Raw genomic sequence first — 19,776 nt, forward strand, 5'->3', positions numbered from 1 at the left:
TGCTGCCCTTGTCCGCCCTACTGCGTTCTAGAGGCTCACGGTTATGCCTGCTCACACCTATGCTGCACCGCCAACGCCCTGGTCTCGCCGACTGGCGGAGCCCAAGATCGATCCCACAGCCTACGTGCATTCTTTCTCCAACCTCATTGGGGATGTGCGGGTGGAAGCGGAGGTGCTGATCGCCCCGGGAACTTCCATTCGCGCTGACGAGGGATCCCCCTTCCACATTGGCGCCAGATCCAACATTCAGGATGGGGTGGTCATCCACGGCCTGGAACAGGGGCGGGTGATAGGAGAAGACGGCCAACCCTACTCCGTTTGGATTGGCAGAAACACTTCCATTGCCCACATGGCTCTGATCCACGGGCCGGCCTACGTGGGCAACGACTGCTTTATTGGCTTCCGCTCGACGGTGTTCAACGCTCGGGTTGGGGATGGCTGCATCATCATGTTGCATTGCCTGATCCAGGATGTGGAGATCCCCCCAGGCAAGTACGTGCCTTCTGGATCCATCATCACCACCCAGGCCGAGGCCGACCGGCTGCCCGACGTCCAGGATAGCGATGCCAAGTTTGCCCAACACGTGATCGGCATCAACCAAGCCCTGCGAGAGGGCTACCAGTGCAGCGAAAACCTCGTCTGTATCGCTCCCATCCGCAACGAACTGCAGCGCACCTCTAACTCAACGGCTACGGAGACGGCACCCATGACTCATTCTTCCCATCGCGGCAATGGCCGGAACGGCGGCGGATCCCCTCTCAAGCCGGAGGTGGTGGAGCAAATTCGTGCCCTGTTGGCCCAAGGCTATCGCGTGGGGCTAGAGTATGCCGATGCTCGCCGCTTCAAAACCTCTTCCTGGCAAAGCGAAAGCCCAATCGCCAGCACCCACGAGGCGGAGGTGGTGCGATCGCTGGGGGCCATCCTGGCGGAGCACCAGGGAGAATATGTGCGCCTACTGGGGATCGATCCCAAGGCTAAACGGCGGGTGCTGGAGCAAATCATCCAAACCCCCGATGGGCCGGCGCTGGTCTCTGGGATGCCCAGCCGCGTCTCGGCAGCCGCTGCTCCGGGTTCTGGGGCGGTCGGCTCTCGCTCTGGCTCAGGGCTGGAGGAGGAGATCCGGACTTTGTTGGCGCAGGGGTATCGCGTTGGCCTGGAGGTGGCTGATGCCCGCCGCTACCGCACCTCTTCTTGGCAGACCTTGAGCAATTTGAGCGGTCAGCCGCAGGAGATCCTGGCCGCTGTTCAGGCTGCCCTAGCAGAGCACCAGGGAGAATATGTGCGCCTGTTGGGGATCGATCCCAAAGGCAAACGGCGGGTGCTGGAGAAGGTCATTCAAACCCCGCAAGGCCAGGTGAGCAGCAGTCCTGCAGGAACCGGCGTGGTGGCAGATACGGCTCCTGCGGCAGGGGGCAGTGCCGGCCTGGATCTGGAGGTGCAGGAGGAGGTGCATCGGCTGCTGGCTCAGGGCTATCGCATCGGCTACGAATATGCCGACGAGCGCCGCTTCAAAACCTCTTCCTGGCAGAGTGGGCCGGCCATTCGCGCCACCCGCGGGCCAGAGGTGTTGGCTAAGCTGACGGCTGCCCTGGCGGAGCACCAGGGAGAATATGTGCGCCTGCTGGGGATCGATCCCAAAGGCAAACGGCGGGTCTATGAGCGCATAATCCAAACCCCTAGCGGAAAATCTGCTGCTGCTGCCGCGGCTCCTGCTTCTGCCCCCAAGGGATCCCTTTCTGGCACCCGCCTCAGCGCCGAGGTGGTGGCTCAGGTGCAGCAGTTGCTCAGCCAAGGCTACCGCATCGGCACCGAACATGCGGACAAGCGCCGTTTTCGCACGTCTTCCTGGCAAAGCTGTAGCCCCATCGAGGCCACCCAAGTGCCCCAAGTGGTGGCGGCTCTAGAAGCCTGCCTGGCAGAACACCAGGGAGAATACGTTCGCCTGCTGGGGATCGATCCCAAGGCCAAACGGCGAGTGCTGGAGCAGATCATCCAAACCCCTTGAGGGATCCCAGCTTTTTTTGACCTCTGTTGGTTCAAGTCCAACCTCCCAGCGATGAGGAGCACTTTGTTGGCCTCTACTTTGCCCAACTCCATGACGCTCCGCGCCTTGCCTGGCCAAAACGGCGAAACTCGCTATTTTGTCAGTGGTGAGGTGCAGGTGGAAGCTGGGGTGGGGATTGGGGCAGGGGTGCTGCTGCGGGCTAACCCCGGCTGTCGGATCTACATCGAGCGCGGCGCGTGTATCGGCATGGGATCCGTTCTGCACGCCTGTGGGGGATCCCTCATCGTGGAGGCGGGAGCAACCTTGGGAATGGGGGTGCTGGTGATCGGGCAGGGCACCATCGGCAAAAACGCCTGCATCGGCTCGGAAACCACGGTGCTGAATTGTTCGGTGCTCAGCCAAGCAGTCATTCCCCCCGGCTCGCTGCTCGGGGATCCCACCTATGGTTTGAACCTCCAAGAAGGGGGCGCCGGCAAGCCCATCCCGGCAGAGCCCTCGCCGGCGAAAGTGGAAATGGCCCAAGAGACGCCGCCTGAGACAGCTCCCCCGCCCAGTTCTCCAGTGGCCAATGTGGAAAAGCAAACCCGCCGTTGGCACCAAGAAAAATCCGACTCCCCAGAGACCAAAACCCATAAGCTCAATGGGATCCCTGGCCATTGGGAATTGGATCGCCTCTTGAGCAAGATTTATCCCCATCGACAGGTGCTCTCCTCTGGGGATAGCCGGCTCTAATGGCTAAACTGGCGTGAGTAGCTAGGATGCCGATGTCAACCTCCCTGGGCCTGATTCAGACGCGCAGCTTTCCGGTCATCGTGCGCATTGCCGACGCTATGACCAAGTCGGCAGGCGTGACGCTGATCGGCTTTGAGAAAACCTCGGGGGGCTACTGCACAGCCATTGTGCGGGGGGGAATTGCCGATGTGCGCATTGCCATTGAGGAGGGCATTGAGCTGGCCCGCCAGTTTGACCAAGAGGAGATCTCCAGTTTGGTGATCCCGCGCCCCCTGCCCAACTTGGAAGTGGTACTGCCGATCAGCAGCAAGCTGTCTCAACTGGCACAAAACCGCGGCTATAGCCGCCTCAGTAACTTGGCCGTGGGCCTGCTGGAAACTCGCGGCTTCCCGGCAATGGTGGGAGCTGCCGATGTCATGCTCAAAACCGCGGATGTCCAACTGGCGGCCTACGAGACCATTGGGGATGGCCTATGTACGGCCATTATCCGCGGTACAGTGGCCAACGTGGCCATTGCCATCGATGCCGGCATGTACGAAGCAGAGCGCATTGGGGAACTGCACGCGGTGGCGGTGATCCCGCGCCCTCTGGATGAGCTGGAGCAAGCCCTGCCCGTGGCCAGTTGTTTTGTTGCCCAGCCAGTGACCTTGCCGGTGACCCTTCCTCAAGTTCAGGAACAGGAGGTGCAGCGCAGCGATACGGCTGTGGAACGGATCCCTGTTTATCTGGAGCCGCCTGAAACTCCCTAGCCCCCTGAGAAACCCATCTGTTGCCCAAGAAAGCCGAGCAGGGCAGCGGGGAAAAATGCTAGGCTACTGGAAGACCTGGGTCCGTGCAGCTCCGACGCCCAAACCGTGTCAGGATCGGAAGATAGCAGCACCACGGGATGCTCAGAGCAGGCGCGTCAACCCGGGTCGCCCTTTGCTACCCCACTTTCCTCTCTGCTGGGTCATTCCCCTTCTCGCCTTTCTCCCCCTTGTCCTAGCAATGTCCGAGACAGACAATCCCCTCGCCAACTGGGCTCAAAAAGCCTTTTACTTCGGCATGGGTTTGGCGGCTGTGGCGGCGGATAATGCTGCCAAGGTGGCCAGCAAAGCGGGTATCCGTCTGATGGAGTTGCGCAAGCAGGCGCAAGCTTTGGTGGACGAGCTGGTGGAGCGGGGGGCGATGACCGCTGAAGAGGCGCGGGCTTACATGGATGCCATCGCCGCCAACGCCAACCGCAAGGGAGAAGACAGACAAACTGCCGGCCCCCGCAAGATCACCATTGATGACATTAGCGATACCGAGGGCGAGGCAGGCACGGCCATCGAACTTTCGGAAGCGGCCCGTCTGCGCCAAAAGATCGCCGAATTGCAAGCTGAGTTGGATCGCCTCAAGGGCAAATCTTGAGCGGAAGGACAGCCCGGCAGGAAGGTAGGAATGCATTGCTTCCTAGCTCCTCTCCCCTTTTGCATAGCGGAAGCGGTACCGCAGAGCACTTGGGAAGTGTCTCAACCTAACTTGAAATGACCCTAAAGATTGAGGCTACCGTCAGGTGGATCGTCTCTGTGAAGTGTTAGGGATCCTCGCCCTTTAGAGCCGGGGGCAGGTCAAGGTTGTTCATTTCAGAGGTTTCAAAAAACTGCCGTGAGACAGCTTGCAATTCTCCGTCGTCGGAGAAAAGATGGGAACACCCGCCTATCTGGGCAGGAGCATCTCAATCCAATCTTGTTGAGTTTGAGATCAGACAGCAGGAATGAGGATCCCGTCTTCCGAGAGAAAGCGGGAGCTGAGAAAGGGACGCAGCGCCTTGGGAATGCGAATTGAGCCATCCGGCTGTTGGTGATTTTCCAGCAGGGCAGCCAGAGAGCGCCCCACCGCCAAGCCAGATCCGTTCAGGGTGTGGACAAACTGGGTGCCTTTCTGGCCGGCTTCTTTGTAGCGCAGGTTAGCACGGCGGGCCTGAAAGTCCCAGCAGTTGGAGCAACTGGAGATCTCGCGGTACTGATTTTGGGAGGGGAACCACACCTCCAAGTCAAAGCAGCGGGCTGCCGCAAAGCCTAAATCGCCGCTACACAGCTCCACCACCCGGTAGGGCAGCTCCAGCATCTGTAAGATGGCCTCGGCATCCTGCACCAGCTTCTCGTGTTCGGCTTCCGATTGATCTGGGCGAGTGACCTTGACCAGCTCCACTTTTTGAAACTGGTGCAACCGGATCAGCCCCTTGGTGTCGCGGCCATAGCTGCCCGCCTCACGGCGAAAACAAGGGGTGTAAGCACAGAAGTAAAGAGGGAGGGACTCCGCAGGGATTACCTCATCCCGGTACAGATTGGTAAGGGGAACTTCCGCCGTCGGGATCAGCCACAGGTCGTCGTCAGCACAGCGAAAGCTGTCTTCGGCAAACTTGGGCAACTGCCCCGTCCCCTGCAAAGCGGCGCTGTTGACCAAAAAGGGTGGGATCACCTCGGTGTAGCCGGCTGCAACGTGGCGCTCCAGCATCATGGCAATCAAAGCCCGTTCCAGGGCCGCGCCCGCCCCTACCATAGCCACAAAGCGGCTTTGGGCCACTTTGACCGCACGGCCAATCTCCAGCAACCCCAGTTTTTCGGCAATCTCGTCATGGGGAAGGACAGGATGGGCCGGCTTTAGCTCCTCACCCCAGCGGCGCACCTCTACATTGTCGGCCTCATCTCGGCCAACCGGCACGCTGGGCAGGGGCAAATTGGGCAGGGTGAGCAGCCGAGCACGAATCTCCTCTTCCAGCTCCCGTTCCTGCTGCTCCAGTTGGGCAATCTCGGCCTTGAGATCCACCCCCCGCTGCCGCAGGGCCGCCACTTCGGGGCCTTGGGGATCTGCCCCCTGGCGGATGATCTCGCCGACTTTTTTGCCGAGGCTGTTGCTTTCGGCCTGCAGGGATCCCTTGCGGGCCTCCAACTGCCGCCGCTCCCGATCCAACTGCAGGATCCCATCCAGATCGACTGTGGCCCGGCGGTTTTGCAGGGCTTGGCGTACCTGTTCAGGGCGATCCCGCAGCAGCTTCAGATCCAGCACAGAGATGGTCTACCCTCAGCTCCAGATATCCGACCTATTTCTTTAGCCAGCTAAACATGGCCCGCAGCTCCCTGCCCACCTGTTCAATGGGGTGTTCGGCCTCGCGGCGCCGCATCGCAGTAAGCCCTGGCTTGCCGGCCTGATTTTCCAAGACAAATTCACGGGCAAATTGGCCGCTTTGGATCTCGGCGAGGATCCGTTTCATTTCAGCGCGGGTTTGCTCCGTAATGATGCGGGGGCCACGGGTGTAGTCGCCGTATTCTGCCGTGTTGGAGATGCTGTGGCGCATTTTCTCCAGGCCGCCCTCGACGATGAGATCCACGATCAGCTTCACCTCATGCAGGCACTCGAAGTAGGCCAGTTCCGGCTGGTAGCCCGCTTCCACCAAGGTTTCAAACCCCGCTTTGATCAGAGCCGTCAGCCCACCGCAGAGCACCACCTGCTCGCCAAAGAGGTCGGTTTCGGTCTCTTCCCGGAAGGTGGTTTCCAAAATGCCGGCCCGCGTGCCACCGATGGCTTTGGCATAGGCCATGGCCCGCTCCCGTGCCATTCCCGAGGCATCTTGATAGACGGCAAACAGGCAGGGCACCCCTTCCCCCGCTTGGTAGGTGCGCCGCACCAAGTGCCCAGGGCCTTTGGGGGCAACCATGATGACATCCACGTCTGCCGGCGGCTGGATCTGCCCGAAGTGAATGTTGAAGCCGTGGGCAAAGAGGAGCACGTTCCCCGGCTGCAGGTGGGGACGGATTTCGCCCTGGAAAACGGCCTTTTGCACTTCATCGGGCAGCAAAACCATTACCCAATCGGCGGCAGCGGCAGCATCCGCCACCGTTTTGACCATTAAGCCGTCTTGCTCGGCTTTGGGCCAGGAAGGGCTGCCAGGGTAAAGGCCAACGATGACCTGGACACCGCTATCGCGCAAATTGAGGGCGTGGGCGTGGCCTTGGCTGCCATAGCCGATGATGGCAACGGTTTTATCGGCCAAAGGCTCCAGGTTGGCGTCGGTGTCGTAGTAGAGGCGGGCCATGGTCGAGCAGGGCGTGAGCAGGTGCTTGACTAGGATAGCAGGATTGGATCCAACTTGCTGATCTCAAGCGCCGTGATGAACAGTTTTCACCCACCTTAGGCGCTTGGGCTGTACACACATGCGAGCGGTTGTGGCGATCATAACCGGCAGCCAGTGGAGCATGTAGACCAAGCCCAGGGCGGTGTGCCACCAAAGTCGCCGTCCGCGCAAGCCCTCCACCTGGCGTAGCCCCCGGTAAAAAGCCACCGTCAGGCAGCCCATCACCAGAGCGTTCAAGGGGAGCAGCACCGAGGAGTGGCCCGTCAACAGCACCCAGAGGGTATCGGGAACCAAGGCCATCGGCAGCAAGTACTGAGAAATAAAGAAGGCCCAGAGATCTACTGTTTTGGCCATCCCCATACGGCGACTGAGGATCCCTGGCCAGTAGTCGAGATAGCGCTGGTAGCCCCCTTCCGCCCAGCGGCAGCGCTGGTGCCAGAGACTTTTCCAAGAGGTGACCCCTTCTTCGACGATGGCCGGCTCCGTCAGAAAGGCGATATCTACGCCCGCCAGGTGCAGCTTGAAGGTGAGATCCAGGTCGTCAGTGAGGGTGCTCTCATTCCAGCCGCCGCACTTTTCCAAGACATCTCGCCGCACCAGTTGGCCATTGCCGCGTAGCTCGCCAATGCCCCTCACGGCCACGCGCTGCTGCTGAAAATAAGCGTCGGAGGCCATTTCCGCCACCTGCCCCAAAGTCCAGAAGTTGACCTTGGGGTTGCTCAGGGCCTTGCGCACCTGTACAGCCCCTACCATCCGTCTGCCAAAACGGCTGCGCAGGCTGCTCACTTGAACAAACAAGGGTAGAGTGCGGGCAAGAAAATCCGAGGGCACCACAGCATCGGCATCGCAGACCAGGATGATCTCCCCTTGAGTCAGGGGCAGTACCTCGTTGAGGGCACCGGACTTGCCCCCCCCTCGTCCTGGCTGCCGCCGGTAAACCCGCAGATGGGGGATCCAATTTTGGGCTTCCCGCAGGACTTCAGGGGTGGCATCGCTGCTGTTGTCGTCGATGGCCCACAGCTCCAGATGGCTGGTGGGGTAACGGAGCTGGGTCAAGCTGTGCAACAGCCGTGGGAGCACTGCGCTCTCATTCTTGGCTGGGATCAACACAGCCACACGGGGCAAGGCCAGCCCGCCCAACTCAGAAAGCCCGCTCTGCCCATCCCGTTGCATTGGCAGGACAGAGTCATTGTTGTTAGGGTCATCGCTGTTATCTGTTGAACTGGGATCCCGGCGGGTCGCAGCGGCAGGAGGAAGTCTCAGAGGGGGCAGGGAGGTCGCCGGTTGCAGGCGAAATAAGCGGCTAATGTGGATCACCATGAACGTGGCCAAACCAACAGTGATCCAACGGGCCGTCGGCACCACATGCATCAGGCTGACCAACCCCCACACCATGGCCAGAACCAGCAGAGCCTTGAGACGGCGGCGCTGGGCCGAGGTGAGCAACCAATCGGGAAGATGAAGATCCTCGAGAGGCTCTGGCTCTGACCAGACGAACTCAGACATGGGAATCCTCCCCCGGGCGGCAATGTTACCCAACCTCGCCAGCCTGTGCGAGCGTTAACCCAAAGGCTGTTAAGAGGTTGTTACCTATTGTCACCCATTGTGTTGGCGAAACGGAGTTCTCGAGAACCTACAGGCGAGAAAAATTGGGGATCCCGACTGCCGCTTCTCCGGCAAGGGGGTGAGTAGCCTATGGGTTACCGCGAATCTCTTTGATCACCCCATCTTCCAGAAGGATCTCGACCTGCATTTTCTGGATCAGGTTGTCTCCTTTTTGGACTCGGAAGAAGCTCTCCACATTGCCCTGCAGCACTTCTTGGTTAAGCTCCAGGGTGTTCAGTTGGTTGATCTGCTGCAACAATTGGTTTTTCTGATCCAAGAGGCGGATTTTCTGCTCGTTCACGCGGCTTTTCACCGCTTCCACCTGTTGGAGCACTTGGGGGCTGTTGGGGTTGGGGCTCTGTTTCTCCAGTTCGGCAATAGCCCGCTTGCCCTGAAACTCCAGCTGTTGCATCTGAGCATCGGTGGCTTCGATCTGCCGCTCTAATTGCTCCTGCATTTCCTTTTTCCAAAGGGGTGTGACCACCACCTTAACGGGAATGTTGCGTTTGAGCAGTAATTGAGTGCCGTTGCTGACGTTGTTTTCTTCCATATGACTCATCCAGGCAGACGACCAACCAAACCAGGGGCTTGTGCCCATTGTAGAAAGCTCCCCTCAAAAGCTCTGGGGTTGGGGAAGAGGAGCTTGACAGACCGGATCCTCCCCCGCCGAGCCGGAGAATCCATCTACTTATCCTACCGGCTGGGATCCCTGCGGTAAAGTCTTGATTTCGGGAAACTGCAATTTTGGTTAAGGATCTTAAAGGCCGCCGCCTTGCCCTGGCACAGATTCGGCTAGCGTGAGAGACAGTGTTCTTTTTTGCGGCAGCCATGAGCGAACGGGCCTCGACCCCTTCCAAGCCCTCTGCTGGGATCACCGAGCCGGTGCGGATTGCCTCTCGAAAAAGCGAGTTGGCTTTGGTGCAGACCCAGTGGGTGATGGGTCAGTTGCAAGAACACCATCCGGGATTACCCCTGGAGCTCAACACCCTTTCCACCCAGGGAGACATCATCCTGGATGTGGCACTGGCCAAAATTGGGGACAAAGGTCTTTTTACCAAGGAATTGGAAGTTAGCCTGCTCAACGGCAGCAGCGACTTGGCGGTACACAGCCTTAAAGACTTGCCCACTCGCCTGCCGGAGGGCTTGGTGTTGGGGGCGATCACGCGGCGGGAGGATCCGTTGGACGCTTTGGTGCTGCGAGAGGAGCTGCGCAGCTACCAACTGGCCACCCTGCCCGAAGGAACAGTGATTGGCACCTCCTCGCTGCGGCGACTGGCCCAACTGCGCCATGCCTTTCCCCACTTGCGCTTTAAGGACGTGCGGGGCAACCTCAACACCCGCCTGGCTAAGCTGGAGCGGGGAGAGTACGATGGCCTGATTTTGGCGGTGGCCGGCTTGAAGCGTCTGGGCAAAGCCGACCGGATCCACGAGGTGCTGGATCCCAGCGTGTCTCTGTACGCGGTTGGCCAGGGATCCCTGGGAATCGAGTGTCGGCAGGGAGATGAGCGGATTCTGGAGCTTATCCGACCCTTGGCCGATGCGGAGGCCACAGCCCGCTGCTTGGCAGAGCGAGCTTTCCTGCGGGCTTTGGAGGGAGGGTGTCAGGTGCCCATTGGCGTTCACAGCCAAGTCCGAGGGGAGGAGCTGCACCTAACCGGTATGGTGGCCGAGCTGGATGGCCGGCGGCTCATCCGCGATACTCAGACGGGATCCACCGCCGATCCCGAGGCAGTGGGGATGGCTCTTGCAGAAAAGCTAAAACAGCAGGGGGCCGACGAGATTTTGCAGGCCATTTTTGCCCAGGCCCGCCGTTAGGCTTTTCCACCCTTTCTGAGTAAGCTTTGAGGTCTGCAGCCAGGGGGAGTTGAAGAAAAGAGGGGCACGGAAGTCCTCCCTAAGGCAAATTCACTCAACTTCAAATGGGAAACTCGCATTCACAGCAGCAGTATCTAAGCTCTAGCTTAGCTTCCAAAACCGCCGTATCATCTTGAACTACTAAGGTCACTCGGTTGTTGGCAATCTCTGCCGGCGAGAGGGTTAGAGTTTTGGTGAAGGTTTGGCCAGGCACACTTGGGGAAGTATACAAAAACCCCGCTTGAGTTGCTTGAGTTGGAGGTGACATCCCGCCGGTTGAAATCGCGCTGTTGAATAGGTAGTACTTGTCGTTCCCGGCATTAGGAGCTGTGTTACTTGTTGCCTGCAAGTTATTGCGATAGGTAAACGTAAGGGTGCCTCCCATCCGGCAGCCCGTTTTACAAGGGGGGCTCCACTGGAAGGTATGAGCAAAGAGTTTATTGGCTTGGGGCTCTCCCCAGTTGACTGTCCCGAAAGGGCCCTGGAGAGTTGTCCAAACGTTGGGTGGAACCTCCGATTGCAGGGGGGAAGCAGGGTTTGGCGGAGGAGCGCTGAGGGTTACTGAGCGCAACACCATGGGTCTCGAGCACCGAAGGCCAGGCAGAGGGCTTGGCGAAGGGGGGAAAGGAACCTGGCGGAATAGCTCATCTACAGTTTCTGAGGATTCTGCCGGAGCTATGGGAACTGGGGAGGGTATCGATCTAGGCACAGAAGGCATAGGCTGCCTAGCTGGCTCCGGGGCCTGAGCCACTAAAAGATGATCTTCAGCCAAGGCAACACCCGAAAGAGAACCACTCTCCCAAAGGGGCGTAAGTAGCAAAGCCAAAATGCCCAAACGCAGTCCTACTTCTCATTTGTATTCTCCAAATCTTGATAGAGATGCCCACTTCCTTCTCAGCTCAAGCCAAAGCTCAGCTCAAGCCAAAGCTGAGAATTTACTAGCAAAGACATTGGGGAATACAAGCAGGTTCCTTAAACTTTGTAAATTCTTGTGAATTCCAGCTCAATTCCAGCTTTTTCCTTTGCTTGATCATGTAGCGGGGCTTGGCTTCCTAGAAGGGCAAGAATTAGAGACGGGAGAAAATCCGCCGCTCAAATTTCAGCCCCAGCCAGATTACCCCGATCCCACAGGCCACCAACACCGCCGACTTGGCCAACAGGCCGGTTGGGTACTCGAAAAAGCGGGTCAGCACCACCAGGGTTAGCCCCAACAGTCCCTGCCAGAAGCGCCCCCGCCGCCCTTGCTGTAGCCCTTCCCAGCAGAGCACTGCTGACAGCCCCAGCAACAGCAAGGTCACTATCCAGGGGGCAAAGAGGACCAAGGCTGCTCCTGCCGTCACGTTCAAAGGCACAGCGCTGCCGATCCCCAGCAAAAGCGCCAAGGCAACCAGAGAAATCAGAACAGCAGCATCCTTCAGCCAAGACGAAACGGGCTGGGATCTCTTCTCCTGCCAACCCTGCCACCAGCCCCAGCCCGTCAGCAGCAGCAACCCCACTGCCGACAAGCTCGCCCAGGGATCCCCAACGTTCCAGAGGGGATCCTCGGAAAGATCGACCCACGTCCCGACAAAGCTCCAGACATAGAGCAGGACGCCCAGCCCCAGCAGAGCCAAGTTCTGGGCTGTCGGGGCCAAATCCAAGCCTTGCTCCAGCTCGCCGGGAAGCTCTGGATCCCTTCCTTCAGTTAAAACCCGGCTTAGCCAAGGCTTATGGCGTTGGTGCCACAGACCCAACCCCCACACAACTGCAACACCAAGCAGATGCCAAAGGGTCAAGCTTGGAAAAGAGCTGCCCAAACGCTCGGCCAGCCCTTGCAACGCCAGGCCAAAGTTCACCACGGCCAGGGCAAAAACCCAGCGAGAGCAACACCAATAGGCCAGAGGAACCAGCAGGCCCAGGGTCAACCAAGGATAGAGGAAGTTGACAGTCCCCCAATCCACGAAGTCGGCTACCATCCCCAAGCCCAGCAGAAGGCAGGCCAGTACACCACTGGGGCTGTGACGCAAGCCGTAGGCCATGGCCAAACCGCCCATCCCCCAGGCCCAAAACAGGCCTGCCGCGGATCCGCCAAGCTGAACCCACTGCGCCATCAGGCCAATACAGGCTCCCAGGGTCAGTTCACCGGCTATCAGCAGGGCGCTGCCCAGCCGTCGGGATCCCTGCTGCCAAACCTGGAAGCCAGCCACCTGCAGCCCTACCATGAGGGCCAAGCACCCCCAGGCTCTTGCCCAGCGGGGAATGGCAGCCCAGTTGGCCGCCACAAAGGAGATCACCCCTAGGCCCACCAGAACTGCGCCAAACAGCAGCAGCACCAGGGCAAATCGCCCGCCGGCTGAGCGTTGCAAACTCTCCAGTTGGTAATACTCCCGCAGGCGATCCCGCTGCTCAGGTTCAATCAACCCCTGCTCCACCCAGGTGTTCAGCAGGTTGGCCAGTTGGCGGCGGAAACGCTCGCCGGGGTAGGGGGGGCGGGGAGAGGTCATGGCGGGATCCCGACAAGCGAAAGGAGGCTCGGGCGTTAAAGGAGTGGGATCGCTGAGGCGATTATAGTCCCTCACCCCTGGCTCCTCTCCCTCTAGGAGAGAAGGAATTGGGATCCCACTGCCTGAAGCACCCGCTGCAACACCTCTTGATAGCCAGCCACCGGATCCCCTAGATCAAAGCGAAAGAGATCTTTATCCAGCACTCGCGGCTCGGATCCCTCCCGATCCCAAAGACGGCAGGTATCGGGGCTAATCTCGTCGGCTAGCAGGATCTCTCCCTTCTCGTCCAGGCCAAACTCCAGCTTAAAGTCCACCAGCTCCAGCTGACAGCGCTGCCAAAAGGCCTGCAGATGAGAGTTAATGGCCAAAGCCAGGGATCCGAGGCGCTCCACCTGCTCCGGCGTGGCCAGCTGCAATAGGCGGATGTGGTCGGGGGTTACCAGGGGATCCCCCAAAGCATCGTTTTTGTAATAGAACTCCACCAGCGGCGGCTGGATAGGAAGCCCCTGCTCCAGGCCCAGGCGCTTGCAGAGGCTGCCGGCGGTGCGGTTGCGCACCACCACTTCCAAAGGCAGGATGTGCAAGGCTCGCACCTGCATCTCGGTGGGGCCGGTCTGGGCCAAAAAGTGGTTGCGGATGCCCTGCTGGGCCAGGTAGGCAAACACATGGCTGGAGACGGTGCAATTCACCTCTCCCTTGCCGGCGATGGATCCCTGCTTTTGGGCGTTGAAGGCCGTGGCGTCGTCCTTGTACTGGCAAAGATAAACTTGGGGATTGGCGGTGCGGTAAACCCGTTTGGCCTTGCCTTCGTAGACAAGCTCGGAAGACTGGGGAGAGCGCGAAGAGAGCATGGGCAGCCTCTAATACCCGCTCAGCTGTCCGCGGATCCCTTGCCAGAAGGTGATGGCCAAGATGCGCAGATCCAGCCACAGCGACCAGTTTTGCACATAGTAGAGATCATACTGGGTGCGGCGGGCAATGCTGGTATCTCCCCGCAGGCCGTGGATCTGGGCCCAGCCGGTGAGGCCACTTTTTACCAAATGCCGATCCGGATACTTGGGGATCTCCTGGCTAAACTGCTCCACGAAGTAGGGCCGCTCGGGGCGAGGGCCCACCAGGCTCATTTCCCCCTTCAAAACGTTCCAAAGCTGGGGAAGCTCGTCCAGATTGGTGCGGCGCAAAAAGGCTCCTATCTTGGTTCGGCGCGGATCCCCGGGGCGCGTCCAGCCCGGCTGGCCGGCTGCCTCAGCATCCACTCGCATGGTGCGGAACTTGGCAATCCAAAAGCGACGCCCGTCCAAGCTCACCCGCTCTTGCCAATACAGAATGGGGCCAGGACTGCTGCAGGCTACCAGCAGGGCAATAATCAAAAACAGAGGGCTAAGCAAGATCAGGCCCAGGGAAGCTCCTAGGATGTCTACAGCTCGCTTGAGGAACCGGTTGTGGGCGTAGCGCAAAGGGGGCTGACGCAGAGTTAGCAGCGGGATCCCGTCGAGAGACTGCAGGCTGAAGTTTACCGTTAAAAAACTCAAGATATCCGGCACCAAGCGCACCTGCACCGACAACGCTTGCAAACTGAGCAATAGAGGAGCAGTTGCCAGCTCCGGTTGCCCAAACCACACCTCTTGCACTTCTGGGTGAGCTTGCAGATAGGCGATCAAATGGGCCAGATCCAGCCGCTCGAGAGCTGACCAGGAAGGTTCAGGCTGACTGCACAAGCGGGAGAGGGTTCCTGGCGGAGTCCTGGCGGCAGACTTAACCCCGTCAGAGGTGGGGCGGGCGGTGTTTAGTACTGGATATGAATCTTGACAGGGATCCCCATTTTGAGATGGGGGATCTTCCTCAAAAGAGCCTTGCTCTACGCCTGCCCAGGCGACTACCTGGAAGCCCAACTGCGGGGATCGCTGCAATCGCTCCAACACTTCCGCCAACACCGACCAGGATCCCACCCAGATGACCTGCCGCCGACCGTAGCCCCTAGAGCACAACCAGCCCATGCCCAGCCGCAACCCCACCCGTACCAAAGTCAAACTCAGCAGAGCCAACAAAGCCGGCGTAGCCCACCACCAGCCGCGACAAAGAGACCGAGCGAACGAAAAAGGCCCCTGCCAGCACCAAACCAAACGTCAATCCCAACCCCACCAGCAAACTGGCCCATTCTTCAAAGTGAGACAAGCGCTTCGACTCACCGTATCCGCCTAAGCCCGCCTGAATGCCCCAATAACTGAGGGCGGTCAACAATCCCAAGGCCGCGTAGACATCCCAAGGCAAGAGCTGATGAGGACGCAAGCTGCGCAGCCAGTAGCCCGCCCCAAAGGCCAACCAAATACAAAGGCCATCGCCAAAACAGGCCAAGGGCACCCACAAACGATGCAGATCCAGACGAGTTTTATAGCCGCGTTCGGCCAAGGGTTATCTCCTTCGGCATCAAGACTGTTGACAATCTTACAGAAAAGATTGTGCATCTGAGGCTATTGGACAAGATCAGTGTTGACCAAAACTTGAATGGGTAGCCCTCACCAGATAATTCTATTGACGGCCCTTCCCAGCTTCAAAGGACTTCATGCTGCTGACACAAAATAAGTTCTTTAAGTAATTGGGATCCTCATCATGCAAGAGATAAAAATCCCTGTTGAGTGGGTTAAGTACCGTCGGAAAAGGCTGTTGTAGAAACTACCAGAATTGCAGACATTGGATGTCGAAATATGAGAGTTTAAGCAATGATCAAAGTGCAGTCTGAGAACAGCAATGATGACAGGATACTACGATTTCGTTGCCGGGCCGGCTACTGTCAGCAGAGATACACCAAAGGGCAGAGAAAACTTAGGTATCAGATAGGCTTCTGCAGCAAAAATACCCGTCAGCAGTCGATTGAGCCAAAGCGGCGGCATTTTCAGATCTTGGCTTTCCCTCAGGCGAAGCACTTTCTGCATTATGCGGATCCCTGAAATGATTGGGAAAAGAAAACTGTTGAAGAAAACAAGGGTATAAACTTCTAGACCTGAGCTTTTAAGCAACGACAAAAGTTGCCCGCGGGTATATCGTCTCTTGTGATGATTAAGCTCATCATGTAAACTCCACAGCCACGGATAAGCCGGAACAGTTACAACTAAGTAGCCAGATGGGGTTAACCTTTGACTGAGGGCTAGGAGAGCTTCTTTGTCATTCTCCAGATGCTCCAGCACATCCAGCAAAGCAATCAAATCAAATCGTTGAGAACCAAAGGGGATCCGGTTTGGCAACTCCCCCTCTGCCACGATCCCAATACCGCGAGCTTGGGCCAGCGGCAGTGCAATTTCACTCTTTTCCATAGCCCAAACTTTGCCAAATCTGGACAACATCTCCAGGTTGCCGCCGCTACCACAGCCAGCTTCCAAAATATAAGCAGAGGGGGGAAGCGACAGGGATCCAATAACCCGACTCAGAATGTGACGGCGACCCAAAAACCACCAATGCCGGTCTTCCAAGCCTGCCATTTGCTCATAAGCTTTGGGATCCATACCCGTAACCCAACAAAAGATCAAAAACAGGATTAGCCGCAGAAGGGGTTAGCAGAGCATATCTATCTAAACTAAGTTTAGGGGGATAATCGAGCCTTTCCCCAGCGATGCTTACGATACCAGGCCGCCACGTGGGGACACCACGCTTCAAAGTGGGGCCAAATCAGTTCACACAGATGTTGAATTTCTCGTTGAGCATCTTCTTTGGCTCGTAAATCCAAAAAATGCATTAGACTACGGCAATTGAAAGAGACCACGAAGTGTTGTCGGATCCCGTAGCCAATGATGTTACGGGCATCTTCATAGGGCAATCCGCACTCTTCTACCAGGCGATAATAAGCAATGGCCTGGCTGCGATATTGCGCAAGAATGATATCCAAAGCTTCGGGGGAGATGGGCCTAAAGCCTTGGCGGGTTTTGGCCTTGCCCTCTTTGACGCTGGCAGGAACGTAAAACAGAGTTTCCAGCTCTTGCAAAGACAAGGAGGACTCCGTCCCGCCACTGTGCTCCGCAATGTGCTCCGCACCGCTGTCGCGATAGGCCTCCGGCCCGCTGTCGCGATCGCTGACGCAACCGTAGCCGGTCTCGCCAACAGGAGCAGCAGTCTCGGTTGTGCTCCGCACCGCTGACGCGAACAAGAGCTTTTTGCCCAAATCGGCAATTTGCTGGCCTGTATATCGGAAGGATTGAACATCAAAAGAAATTCCCACCCGATGAGTACGGGCCTGTTGCATGACAGCATGGGGAAAATAGCCTACCCCAAACGTGATCTGAGGATGCTCTAGAGGCCCATAGTGGCCACGGTTGCCCTCCAGCAAATGCCGCACCACCGCCTCTCCATACTTTTCCGGGATCCGACTTTCTGAGGTGACAAAATCAGGGCTGTAATCCTGATGCATGGCCTGGTAGATGACCCGTTCTGGATCTGGGGTTTGATTCAGCACCACAACTTGAAACAAAGCATCCACAGGCTGCATCCCCTAGTGCTTCGCACCGCATGTTAGGATTCTGAGATCCTTGTAAGATCATATTGGCAGCGGAGAACGCCAACGGCATTGGCCTGCTCCACCACAGAGCATATTCCCTATCTGCCCCCACCCTGAGGTATTCCTTAACTCAGTGTAAGGAGAAGAGAGACCGAAACACCTTGGCTATAGGAGCCTGCGAGCTCGAGTTTCCTCTGCCAGCACCAGGCTTAGGGCCGGATTGCTGCGCAACAATCCCGCTACATAGAGGGTATAGACTTTCCCCGCCTCCAGCTGCAGGTCAAACCGCTGCAGGGGAATGCTCCGGCTGGGAGCCGACTGCACACCTGGCGCGGAGGCTGAAGGGGCTATGGCCACTTGAATTTGGGTAAAGCCGGGGCGCATAGCTTGAAAGGTGGATACTTGTCCAAACGCCAACTGGGGCAGCAGTACCCGCCCTTGCTCCCCTTGCCATTGCAGGGCCGGCGCATCAGGGGCAGCGTGGACAAACCGCACCAGGGCCTGATCAAACGGCGGATGGATGTTGTCCTCTAAGACCAGGGCTGTCATGCGATTCGGCTCATTGGCGGCCACCACCGAGAACACTCCCCCGCCCCTGAGATTGGCTACGGTTCTGGCCGCAACCAAAGAACTCGCAGGCTGGCCAGGGTTCTCAGGCGTTGAAAACAAAACAATGTCGTACTCGCCCGCCGGTATGCGCACGTACTCGCTCACCGAGCCATAGGCTATGCCCCGAGCAGCTCTCACCCCTCCCACTTCCAAGTCGATCCGAGGGGCATTGGGGGCCACATGCACCAACCGCACCTGCACTTCAGAAACCCCTGCAGATGCCGAAGGCATCGGGATGGCACAGCCGGACAACAGCCCCGGCATCAACGACCCACCCACCACGCAGAGCACTGCGCCCACCCACCGTCGCACCATGTTCACGCTCACTCCTACTCCTCACACCCAACGCTCACCGGGGATCGAGCTGCTGTGTTCCGCCAAGCCAAGGGGCGCTCTCGCTCCCCAAAAGTTCGTATTGGCGCAAGGGATCCCACCCTGCTGACGCCAAGGAACCTGCTCTTGTCTTACTCCACTTTTGCGCCCAATGCTATAGAGCTATGGAACGGGTTGGGATCCGATCCCTTCTAAACCAAAGGGAACTCGCGGGACTTCGCCTCACCTGCAGCATCTGGGTTGGGGGCAGGGATCCCTGGCTGGGGAGACCGACGGCTAAACAGGCGGAAATAGGTGCTCACGGCCAGCTCTTTCAGGGGGAAAAGCAGGTAGGTGAGGGGGTTGATGGTGACGATGATGTTGCGGCAATCTCGTTTGGCTTGAGCCAGGATCTGAGCGGCCACCCAATCTCCTGACATGACCCCAATGGGATTGAGCTGGCTCTTGAAGGGGCCGAGGATGAGCTTGCGCACCACACAGGGGGCATCCAGACGGCGCAGAGTAACCAGGTCTCCCAAAGCCCGCTTCGAGAGTTCATAGAGGGGACTGAAAGCAGGGCTGACCTCAGCTTCGGAAGTGTTGACCCACACCTCTTTGGTGGCCATCTCAGGGTTGCCGCGCACCGTCTGGAAGAACAGCTCCATTAGGCGCCAACTGGAGAAAGTGTTGACGGCATAGGACTGGCGGACAGACTCGGGATCCCGTTGCCTGTGGACGTTCAGGCCGTGGTTGAGCACCAAGATATCCACCCGCTCCAGCAGCTCAGCCAGGGATCCCTCTTGCCCCACCTGCCAGCGAACGGTCTCCACCGGCTGGATCTGGCCGTCCACTTCGATGTGAACCGAATCCGAATGGGAGCTGAGGGCGATGACTTTGGCCCCCTGCTGGTGAAAATGCTTGAGCAAGGCCCGGCCCAGGGTGCCGGAGGCGCCGGTGACGGCTACTCGCTTGCCTTTCAAGGAGAGACTGGTGCCCATGAGCCGATCTACGAGAGTCAGGGTGCCGCAAAAATAGGCGTTGGTATCGTCGAAGTGGTGCCGCCAGTGGTAGGCGCGGTTGACATGCCATTGGCTGGGAGGAACGGGGAAAGGCCCCGGCTGGTGGGTGATATCCGTCTGCAGGGCCAGCCCCCAACCCCGCAGCATACCAGCCACCCAGAAACTGGCCGAGTAGACCACCCCCACCGCTGCCGCCAGGCCGTACAGCAGGGATCCCTGGCCCAATACCACCACCCAAGGGATCCCGGCCAGGATCATCGTCGCCGCTTCGGGAACGTCGTGGTGCCACTGGGATTCTCGGTACAGCTGTGCATCCACCACGCTAAGGTCGGGGCGGAACAGGCGGTGGTGCAGGATGTGTTTGGGCATCAGCCAGGGCCACCGGTGGGCCAGCCAATGGCGCACGTCCCGCACGATCTCAGCCCAAAGGATGGAGGCTAGGGCGACAGCCCCCACCCCTATCCAATGACTTACGCTGCTGACATCCATAGACTCGCTTGCGGTGGCCAAACTGCTCTTGGGCTTGTCGTCGCCTCTTCTGTAGGCTTAGTTAGCAACCCTCAAAAATCATC

At 58.6% G+C, this 19,776-nt stretch carries 17 protein-coding genes and 1 other RNA gene; 6 read left to right on the forward strand and 12 right to left on the reverse strand.

Annotation, left to right across the window (positions count from 1 at the left end):
• Nucleotides 1-43 precede the first annotated feature (43 nt).
• From NW805_RS02800 to NW805_RS02820, 5 genes are all read left to right on the forward strand, one after another.
• A complete protein-coding gene (locus NW805_RS02800; RefSeq protein WP_414373738.1) occupies nt 44-2,005 on the forward strand; it encodes a ribulose bisphosphate carboxylase small subunit in 1,962 nt (653 codons plus the stop codon).
• Nucleotides 2,006-2,071: 66 nt separating this feature from the next.
• Nucleotides 2,072-2,737, forward strand: a complete 666-nt coding sequence (locus NW805_RS02805) for a hypothetical protein (RefSeq protein ID WP_414421574.1) — start codon at nt 2,072-2,074, stop codon at nt 2,735-2,737.
• Between the two features lie 26 nt (nt 2,738-2,763).
• Nucleotides 2,764-3,486: a carbon dioxide-concentrating mechanism protein CcmK gene (locus NW805_RS02810; RefSeq protein ID WP_414329208.1), complete on the forward strand. Its 723-nt coding sequence runs from the start codon at nt 2,764-2,766 to the stop codon at nt 3,484-3,486.
• A 72-nt stretch (nt 3,487-3,558) separates the two neighbouring features.
• Nucleotides 3,559-3,656, forward strand: an RNA gene (ffs, locus tag NW805_RS02815) — signal recognition particle sRNA small type.
• A 68-nt stretch (nt 3,657-3,724) separates the two neighbouring features.
• Nucleotides 3,725-4,129: a hypothetical protein gene (locus NW805_RS02820; RefSeq protein ID WP_414343637.1), complete on the forward strand. Its 405-nt coding sequence runs from the start codon at nt 3,725-3,727 to the stop codon at nt 4,127-4,129.
• 333 nt (nt 4,130-4,462) lie between these two features.
• Here NW805_RS02820 and serS read toward each other — a convergent pair whose 3' ends face one another.
• The 4 genes from serS to NW805_RS02840 all read right to left on the reverse strand — a co-directional run bounded on the left by serS (nt 4,463) and on the right by NW805_RS02840 (nt 8,991).
• A complete protein-coding gene (gene serS, locus NW805_RS02825) occupies nt 4,463-5,770 on the reverse strand; it encodes a serine--tRNA ligase (RefSeq protein WP_414329206.1) in 1,308 nt (435 codons plus the stop codon).
• A 34-nt stretch (nt 5,771-5,804) separates the two neighbouring features.
• Complete coding sequence (gene ilvC, locus NW805_RS02830) at nt 5,805-6,797, reverse strand: ketol-acid reductoisomerase (RefSeq protein ID WP_414329205.1); 993 nt, start codon at nt 6,795-6,797, stop codon at nt 5,805-5,807.
• Nucleotides 6,798-6,860: 63 nt separating this feature from the next.
• Nucleotides 6,861-8,342, reverse strand: coding sequence for a glycosyltransferase (locus NW805_RS02835; RefSeq protein ID WP_414421575.1), 1,482 nt, complete (start codon nt 8,340-8,342; stop codon nt 6,861-6,863).
• Nucleotides 8,343-8,529: 187 nt separating this feature from the next.
• Nucleotides 8,530-8,991, reverse strand: coding sequence for a YlqD family protein (locus tag NW805_RS02840; protein ID WP_414421576.1), 462 nt, complete (start codon nt 8,989-8,991; stop codon nt 8,530-8,532).
• A 278-nt stretch (nt 8,992-9,269) separates the two neighbouring features.
• On the opposite strand from NW805_RS02840, the gene hemC reads away from it, so the two are divergent.
• Entirely contained in the window at nt 9,270-10,256 is a 987-nt protein-coding gene (gene hemC, locus NW805_RS02845) for a hydroxymethylbilane synthase (RefSeq protein WP_414421577.1), read from the forward strand.
• 1,106 nt (nt 10,257-11,362) lie between these two features.
• Here the strand turns inward: hemC and NW805_RS02850 are convergent.
• From NW805_RS02850 to NW805_RS02885, 8 genes are all read right to left on the reverse strand, one after another.
• Nucleotides 11,363-12,853, reverse strand: a complete 1,491-nt coding sequence (locus NW805_RS02850) for a DUF2157 domain-containing protein (RefSeq protein WP_414421578.1) — start codon at nt 12,851-12,853, stop codon at nt 11,363-11,365.
• A gap of 17 nt (nt 12,854-12,870) precedes the next feature.
• Nucleotides 12,871-13,629 (reverse strand): phosphoribosylaminoimidazolesuccinocarboxamide synthase, encoded by a 759-nt coding sequence (gene purC, locus NW805_RS02855; RefSeq protein WP_414421579.1) that lies wholly within the window; start codon nt 13,627-13,629, stop codon nt 12,871-12,873.
• A 9-nt stretch (nt 13,630-13,638) separates the two neighbouring features.
• Nucleotides 13,639-14,823 carry an exopolysaccharide biosynthesis polyprenyl glycosylphosphotransferase gene (locus tag NW805_RS02860; RefSeq protein WP_414421580.1) on the reverse strand — a complete coding sequence of 395 codons (1,185 nt, stop codon included), beginning with the start codon at nt 14,821-14,823 and terminating at the stop codon, nt 13,639-13,641.
• Nucleotides 14,756-15,187, reverse strand: coding sequence for a hypothetical protein (locus NW805_RS02865; protein WP_414421581.1), 432 nt, complete (start codon nt 15,185-15,187; stop codon nt 14,756-14,758). Before NW805_RS02865 ends, NW805_RS02860 begins: the two co-directional genes overlap by 68 nt.
• A gap of 353 nt (nt 15,188-15,540) precedes the next feature.
• On the reverse strand, nt 15,541-16,221 hold the full coding sequence (locus tag NW805_RS02870; protein ID WP_414421582.1) for a class I SAM-dependent methyltransferase: 681 nt from the start codon (nt 16,219-16,221) through the stop codon (nt 15,541-15,543).
• Between the two features lie 134 nt (nt 16,222-16,355).
• On the reverse strand, nt 16,356-17,246 hold the full coding sequence (locus NW805_RS02875) for an FAD-dependent thymidylate synthase (RefSeq protein WP_414421583.1): 891 nt from the start codon (nt 17,244-17,246) through the stop codon (nt 16,356-16,358).
• 183 nt (nt 17,247-17,429) lie between these two features.
• Nucleotides 17,430-18,188, reverse strand: a complete 759-nt coding sequence (locus NW805_RS02880; RefSeq protein WP_414421584.1) for a DUF4397 domain-containing protein — start codon at nt 18,186-18,188, stop codon at nt 17,430-17,432.
• A 209-nt stretch (nt 18,189-18,397) separates the two neighbouring features.
• Entirely contained in the window at nt 18,398-19,693 is a 1,296-nt protein-coding gene (locus NW805_RS02885) for a bifunctional sterol desaturase/short chain dehydrogenase (protein ID WP_414421585.1), read from the reverse strand.
• Between the last annotated feature and the right edge of the window lie 83 nt (nt 19,694-19,776).

The sequence above is a fragment of the Synechococcus sp. W60.1 genome (assembly GCF_047461575.1).
Taxonomy (GTDB): Bacteria; Cyanobacteriota; Cyanobacteriia; order Thermostichales; family Thermostichaceae; genus Thermostichus.

Bases quoted from the DNA above. Each gene is read 5' to 3' on its own strand.
- NW805_RS02800 (WP_414373738.1), top strand. From the start codon at position 44: ATGCCTGCTCACACCTATGCTGCACCGCCAACGCCCTGGTCTCGCCGA.
- NW805_RS02810 (WP_414329208.1), top strand. From the start codon at position 2,764: ATGCCGATGTCAACCTCCCTGGGCCTGATTCAGACGCGCAGCTTTCCG.
- NW805_RS02820 (WP_414343637.1), top strand. From the start codon at position 3,725: ATGTCCGAGACAGACAATCCCCTCGCCAACTGGGCTCAAAAAGCCTTT.
- ilvC (WP_414329205.1), bottom strand. From the start codon at position 6,797: ATGGCCCGCCTCTACTACGACACCGACGCCAACCTGGAGCCTTTGGCC.
- NW805_RS02835 (WP_414421575.1), bottom strand. From the start codon at position 8,342: ATGTCTGAGTTCGTCTGGTCAGAGCCAGAGCCTCTCGAGGATCTTCAT.
- NW805_RS02840 (WP_414421576.1), bottom strand. From the start codon at position 8,991: ATGGAAGAAAACAACGTCAGCAACGGCACTCAATTACTGCTCAAACGC.
- hemC (WP_414421577.1), top strand. From the start codon at position 9,270: ATGAGCGAACGGGCCTCGACCCCTTCCAAGCCCTCTGCTGGGATCACC.
- purC (WP_414421579.1), bottom strand. From the start codon at position 13,629: ATGCTCTCTTCGCGCTCTCCCCAGTCTTCCGAGCTTGTCTACGAAGGC.
- NW805_RS02880 (WP_414421584.1), bottom strand. From the start codon at position 18,188: ATGGTGCGACGGTGGGTGGGCGCAGTGCTCTGCGTGGTGGGTGGGTCG.
- NW805_RS02885 (WP_414421585.1), bottom strand. From the start codon at position 19,693: ATGGATGTCAGCAGCGTAAGTCATTGGATAGGGGTGGGGGCTGTCGCC.